Raw genomic sequence first — 6,154 nt, 5'->3', positions numbered from 1 at the left:
AACACAAACCAGCAATCGCCAATCCGCTTGAGTTTCTTTAGAACGAAAGACTTCGTCGCCAGCAGCGCCGCCGCCCTCGTTCAGTGAGTGGGCTTATAGAACCAACCCCTTTTCTAAGTCAACAGCCCTTTTTGAAAAAAACGATATTTCTTTCATCTCATTGTTTTCACATAGAAATTTCGCGGGGCGCGAAAATCGGCTCGTTTTCCGGATTCCGAACGGCCCGATATGGGCAGCAAAAGTGATCGTCTTTCGACTTTTCGGGGAAAGAACGCTCTTTCGTCTTCCGCGCCCCGACATCATCACAATCTGCTGGTCTTAAGGGACACACGATTCACACAGGCAAAGGCAGGTAAAACTGCCTTCTCTGCGTGATTTGACTTCCATGCCTAAAATATGCACATCTTTCGCCCCAGCCAGGACGGCCAAGAAATGCTCCCAGAGACGTCGAATGTAAGGACGCGGACCCGACTGCCATGATGACGGAGAAAATGATGATCCGCTCGTTGGGCAACGAGCCTCCGCTTCTGGCCGACGGCAGGCGTGCCCCGGACCGTCGCGAGGTTTCCTTGCGCTGGCTCTCGGGCACATTCCTCACCGGCATCACATCTTCGGTCCTGATGGGTGTCGCGCTTTTTGCCGCCCTCGACGGCCGCCAGCAGCTGGCGATCCCAGCCGAAGCCTATGCGAGTGCGGCGGCAGACGCGCATGTCGATACGACGGTGGTGCGCGGCGGCCGGCTGATCGCGCCTGCCATCGCCGCCAAACCTTCCGACCGCGCCATCATGGAAGTTTCGACCGTCGTCCACGAGGGCGAGAAAGAGGTCGTGCGCCGCCAGCCCTTCGCGCATGTGAAGATGACGCTGGCCGCCAACCACGTGGCGACCGAAGATTATCCGGATTTCGACCCTCTGGCGATCTTTTCCGCCGACGAGCCGCAGCCCGCGCCGCAAAGCCGGACCGGCGCGATTTACGGCTCCGACGTCGAATCCGAAGTCAGCCTGAAGACCATTCCCTTCCCAATCGGCAAGACCGAAATGAAGATGGCCGCCGGCCTGTCGCTGGAAGAGGTCGAAGAAAACGTCCGCTCCAATGGCTCGGTCCTGACCGACGGCAACACGCAGCTTGCGGCGCTCTATTACGTCGATCCGCGCCGCTTCTCCAACGAGGATGCCGATGTCGATCTGACCGCAGGCCTCTCCGCCCGCGTGCTCGAACAGAACATGACCGTCTCCGCACCGGAATCGATCACGCCGGAGACCGAAGAATTCGCCGACGACGTCCTGCCCGTGCGCGCGGACACGACGATCTCCAAAGCGCTGATGGACTCAGGCTATCCGCAGCAATATGCCGATGGCATCGCCGGCTATATCGCGCAGCAACTGGGTTCCAACGAGCTCGAGAACGGCGACGTGCTGCGCATCGGCATCATTCAGAAGGGCGAGCAGGCCAAGATCATCCGGGCCAGCGTCTATCGCGGCACCCGCCACCTCACCACGGTGGCCCTCGACGACAAGGGCAAATACGTGGAGGGCACCGCGCCGCCGATGCTCGATGCCATCGCCACGGCCTTCGAAGACAATTCCTTCGCGCCGCCGCCCGGCCAAAACCTGCCGCGCGTCTATGACGGCATCTATCGCGCCGCCCTTTCCTACGGCATGACCAAGGATATGACGGCGCTGATCATCAAGCTGCTTGCCAGCAACGTCGATTTCCAGGCGCAGCTGAGGCCGAGCGATACGCTGGAGGCCTTCTTCTCCGTCGCCGACAGCGCCGGCAAGGCGACCGAGGATTCCGAACTGCTCTACGTCAACGCCCGTTTCGGCGACACGCAGACACGCTTCTACCGTTTTCAGGATCCCGAAGACGGCACGGTCGATTATTTCGATGAGAACGGCAAGAGCATCCGCCAGTTCCTGCTGCGCAACCCCGTTCCGAACGGCATTTTCAAATCGGGCTTCGGCATGCGCCGGCACCCGATCCTCGGTTTTGCCCGCATGCACACCGGCGTCGATTGGGCGGCGCCCCGCGGCACGGCGATCATCGCCGCCGGCAACGGCACGGTCGAAAAAGCCGGCTGGGATTCCGGCGGTTACGGCAACCAGACGATCATCCGTCATGCCAACGGCTATGAATCCTCCTACAATCACCAGAGCGCCATCGCCAAGGGCGTCGTCCCCGGCGCCAAGATCCGCCAGGGCCAGGTGATCGGCTGGGTCGGCACGACAGGCGAATCCACCGGCCCGCATCTGCATTACGAGCTGATCGTCAACGGCACCAAGGTCGATCCGCTGCGCATCCGCCTGCCGGGCGGCAAGTCGCTTCAGGGCGAGGCGCTGGCGAAATTCGAGGACGAGCGCAAGCGCATCGATACGCTGCTGAACAACCAGACGACGGATCAGGTGGCGAGCAAGTAACTGCCCGCCAGCAAAAATGGCGACCGAAGCCGCCATCTCTCATCTCGCAAACCGGTTTACGCCGCTTCGCTCACCGTCTGCCGCGTCTTGAACTGCAGCCGGTCCGAACCGCTCGTCACCTTTACCGTCGATCCGTCCGGCACCTGGCCGGACAGGATCTGCTCGGCGAGCGGATCTTGCACGAACTTCTGGATCACCCGCTTCAGCGGCCTTGCGCCGTAGACCGGATCGTAACCCTTGTTCGCCAGCCAGTGGCGGGCGTCCTCATCGAGATCGATGACGATCTTGCGCTCGGACAAGAGCGCCACCAGTCGTTTCAGCTGGATATCGACGATCGCGCCCATCTCTTCGCGCTTCAGGCGATGGAAGAGGATGATCTCATCGATGCGGTTCAGGAATTCCGGCCGGAAATGCCCGCGCACGACATCCATCACCTGCTCGCGCACCGTATCGCTATCATCGCCGTCCCTGAGCTGCGTCAGATATTCGGCGCCGAGGTTCGAGGTCATGATGATCATCGTGTTGCGGAAATCCACCGTCCGGCCCTGGCCGTCCGTCAGGCGTCCGTCATCCAGCACCTGCAGCAGGATGTTGAAGACGTCGGGATGCGCCTTTTCGATCTCGTCGAACAGCACGACCTGATAGGGCCTGCGGCGCACGGCTTCCGTCAGCGCCCCGCCCTCGTCGTAGCCGACATAGCCGGGAGGTGCGCCGATCAGCCGGGCAACGGAGTGTTTCTCCATGTATTCCGACATGTCCATGCGCACCATCGCCGTCTCGTCGTCGAAGAGGAAGCGGGCGAGTGCCTTGGTGAGCTCCGTCTTGCCGACGCCGGTCGGGCCGAGGAAGATGAACGAGCCGATTGGCCGGTTCGGATCCTGCAGGCCGGCGCGTGCACGCCGCACCGCCCGCGACACGGCCTGGACCGCGTCGCCCTGGCCGATCACCGATTTCGCCAGTTCGTCTTCCATCCGAAGCAGCTTGTCGCGTTCGCCCTCGAGCATCTTGTCGACGGGAATGCCGGTCCAGCGGGAAACGACATGTGCGATATTGTCGGGAGTGACCACCTCTTGCACCATCGCACCGCGTTCACCATCCTGGTTCTCGGCTTCGACGAGTTGCTTTTCGAGATCCGGAATGACGCCGTAAGTCAGCTCGCCGGCGCGCTGGAACTCACCCTTGCGCTGGGCGATCGCCAGTTCGTTGCGGGCATCGTCGAGCTGCTTCTTGAGATCGGCGGCAAGGCCGAGCTTCTGCTTTTCCGACTGCCAGCGGGCTGTCAGCGCATCGGCCTCTTCCTCGAGGTCGGCAAGTTCGGTCTCCAGCCGCTTCAGCCGGTCGGCGGAAGCGACATCGGTTTCCTTCTTCAGCGCCTCGCGCTCGATCTTCAGCTGAATGATGCGGCGGTCGAGCTCGTCGAGCTCTTCCGGCTTGGAATCCACCTGCATGCGCAGCCGAGCTGCCGCCTCATCCATCAGGTCGATCGCCTTATCGGGCAGGAAGCGGTCGGTGATATAGCGGTTCGAAAGGGTCGCAGCCGCCACCAACGCCGCATCGGCGATGCGCACCTTGTGATGCTGCTCGTATTTTTCCTTCAGGCCGCGCAGGATCGAGATCGTGTCCTCGACCGTCGGCTCCTCGACGACCACGGGCTGGAATCGGCGGGCAAGCGCCGGATCCTTCTCCACATGTTTGCGATATTCATCGAGCGTAGTCGCGCCGACGCAATGCAGCTCGCCGCGGGCAAGAGCAGGCTTCAGCAGGTTGGAGGCATCCATCGCCCCATCCGCCTTGCCAGCGCCGACCAGCGTATGCATTTCGTCGATGAACAGGATGATCTCGCCGTTTTCCGCCTGCACCTCGTTGAGTACGGCCTTCAGCCGCTCCTCGAATTCGCCGCGGTATTTTGCACCGGCGATCAGCGCGCCCATGTCGAGCGCCATCAGCTTCTTGTCCTTGAGCGATTCCGGCACGTCGCCATTGACGATGCGCAGCGCCAGGCCTTCGACGATCGCCGTCTTGCCGACGCCGGGTTCACCGATCAGCACAGGGTTGTTCTTGGTACGGCGCGACAGCACCTGGATGGTGCGGCGGATCTCGTCGTCCCGGCCGATCACCGGATCGAGCTTGCCCTCGCGGGCTTCGCCGGTCAGATCGCGCGCGAACTTCTTCAGCGAATCGAAGCCCTGCTCGGCATTGGAGGAATCTGCGGTCCGGCCCTTGCGGATATCGTTGATGACCTGGTTGAGGCCCTGGGCCGTCACGCCGGCGTTCTTCAGCGTCGAAAAGGTCGAAGCCGAAGATTCGATCGCCAGCGCCTGCAGCAGGCGTTCGACAGTGACGAAGCTGTCGCCGGCCTTCTTCGCCGCCTCTTCGGCGGTCGAAAACACCTTCGCGAGCGGCTGCGCCAGATAGATGTTGCCATTGCCGCCGGAGATTTTCGGCAATTTCGCGAGGGCCGCATCATTTGCAAGGCGGGCAGCCTTGGCATCGCCGCCGGCGCGTTCGATCAGCGATGCGGCCATGCCCTGATCGTCGTCGAGCAGAACTTTCAACACATGCTCGGGCGAAAATTGCTGATGCCCCTGCGCCAGCGCATAGGTTTGGGCCGACTGAACGAAGCCGCGAACCCGCTCCGAATATTTCTCGATATTCATATTTCACCTCCATGGATCGCCCTGCCCTGGTTGAGGCGCAGACCGATGATTGAGATCGACCCCCTGAAAAGGCGGGCCGCGCTTGGCCCGTTTGGGTTTTGGGCGAAGCAGTCGAGGAGAATATGGTAGCCTGTTCCAGCAGTTTAAAGAGCCCGGAAAATGAAAATCCCCGACGCCGGGTCGGGGATTTTCCAAGGAAATTCGCGTGGATCACGTGAGCGTCCGGCTCCCGTGACGAGGGAGGCAAAACCCCTCACTCCGATGTGGCATCCGCCATAACAGGCGCTTCGGCGGAAGCACCTTCGCCTTCCGAGCCGGCATCGCCTTCTGCGCCACGGCGTGGGCGACGCGGACGGTTTCCGGCGCTGCGGCGGCGGGGCTGGCGTTCGCGCGACTGTCCGGCGGCACCTTCCTCGTCCATGGCGACCTCGGCGGGAATGCCTTCGATCTCCGGCTGCGGGCCGGTTCCATCCATAACTTCGGACTGGGGTGCCGGGGCGGGCGCTGCGACAGGCGCCGGCTTCGGTTGTGCCTGCGGCTGGTGCTGCCTGCTCTGCGGCGGCTGGACAATAATGACATCGTCGCCGTCATTGTCGTTCGTATCGATGTCGTCGCCTTCACGCTCGGCAGCTTCGCGATCATTGTATTCGCCACGGTCGTCGCGCTGGAAGCGTTCCTGCATCTGCGCCTGGGCGCTCGCGATGATGCGATTGTAATGTTCGGCGTGCTGAAGATAGTTCTCGGCGATGACGCGGTCGCCGGAGCTCTGGGCGTCGCGGGCGAGCTGCGCGTATTTTTCTGCAATATGCTGGGCAGTGCCGCGGATTTTCACATCGGGGCCGGAGCTGTCATAGGTCCGGGTCAGCGGGTTGCCGCCCTTGCGGTTGAAATTGTTGTTATTGTTATTTCCACCGCCGCCATTGTTATTGTTGTTGTTACCACGCCCTCGACCGCGCTTGTTCTGCTGTCCTGGCCTCATAGATCGTTCACCTGAATTCTCTGTTTGTGATGGATACATGGCACCAACCGCCATGACCGGAAAACCGGGTCAGGACCTTTGTGCCGCGAGCATACTGCGCC

The 6,154-nt window shown here is 61.8% G+C and carries 3 protein-coding genes; 1 reads left to right on the top strand and 2 read right to left on the bottom strand.

The window, feature by feature from the left end:
- The first annotated feature begins 476 nt into the window (after nucleotides 1–476).
- Nucleotides 477–2,417: a M23 family metallopeptidase gene (locus tag ATY77_RS25340; protein ID WP_088689311.1), complete on the top strand. Its 1,941-nt coding sequence runs from the start codon at nucleotides 477–479 to the stop codon at nucleotides 2,415–2,417.
- A 56-nt stretch (nucleotides 2,418–2,473) separates the two neighbouring features.
- On the opposite strand, the gene clpB is transcribed toward ATY77_RS25340, so the two are convergent.
- A complete protein-coding gene (gene clpB / locus ATY77_RS25335) occupies nucleotides 2,474–5,074 on the bottom strand; it encodes an ATP-dependent chaperone ClpB (protein ID WP_088689310.1) in 2,601 nt (866 codons plus the stop codon).
- A gap of 253 nt (nucleotides 5,075–5,327) precedes the next feature.
- Complete coding sequence (locus tag ATY77_RS25330; protein WP_088689309.1) at nucleotides 5,328–6,053, bottom strand: DUF4167 domain-containing protein; 726 nt, start codon at nucleotides 6,051–6,053, stop codon at nucleotides 5,328–5,330.
- Nucleotides 6,054–6,154 lie beyond the last annotated feature (101 nt).

The organism is Rhizobium sp. R634, assembly GCF_002211305.1.
Lineage (GTDB): Bacteria > Pseudomonadota > Alphaproteobacteria > Rhizobiales > Rhizobiaceae > Rhizobium.
This window is presented reverse-complemented; position numbering and strand designations above follow the sequence as displayed.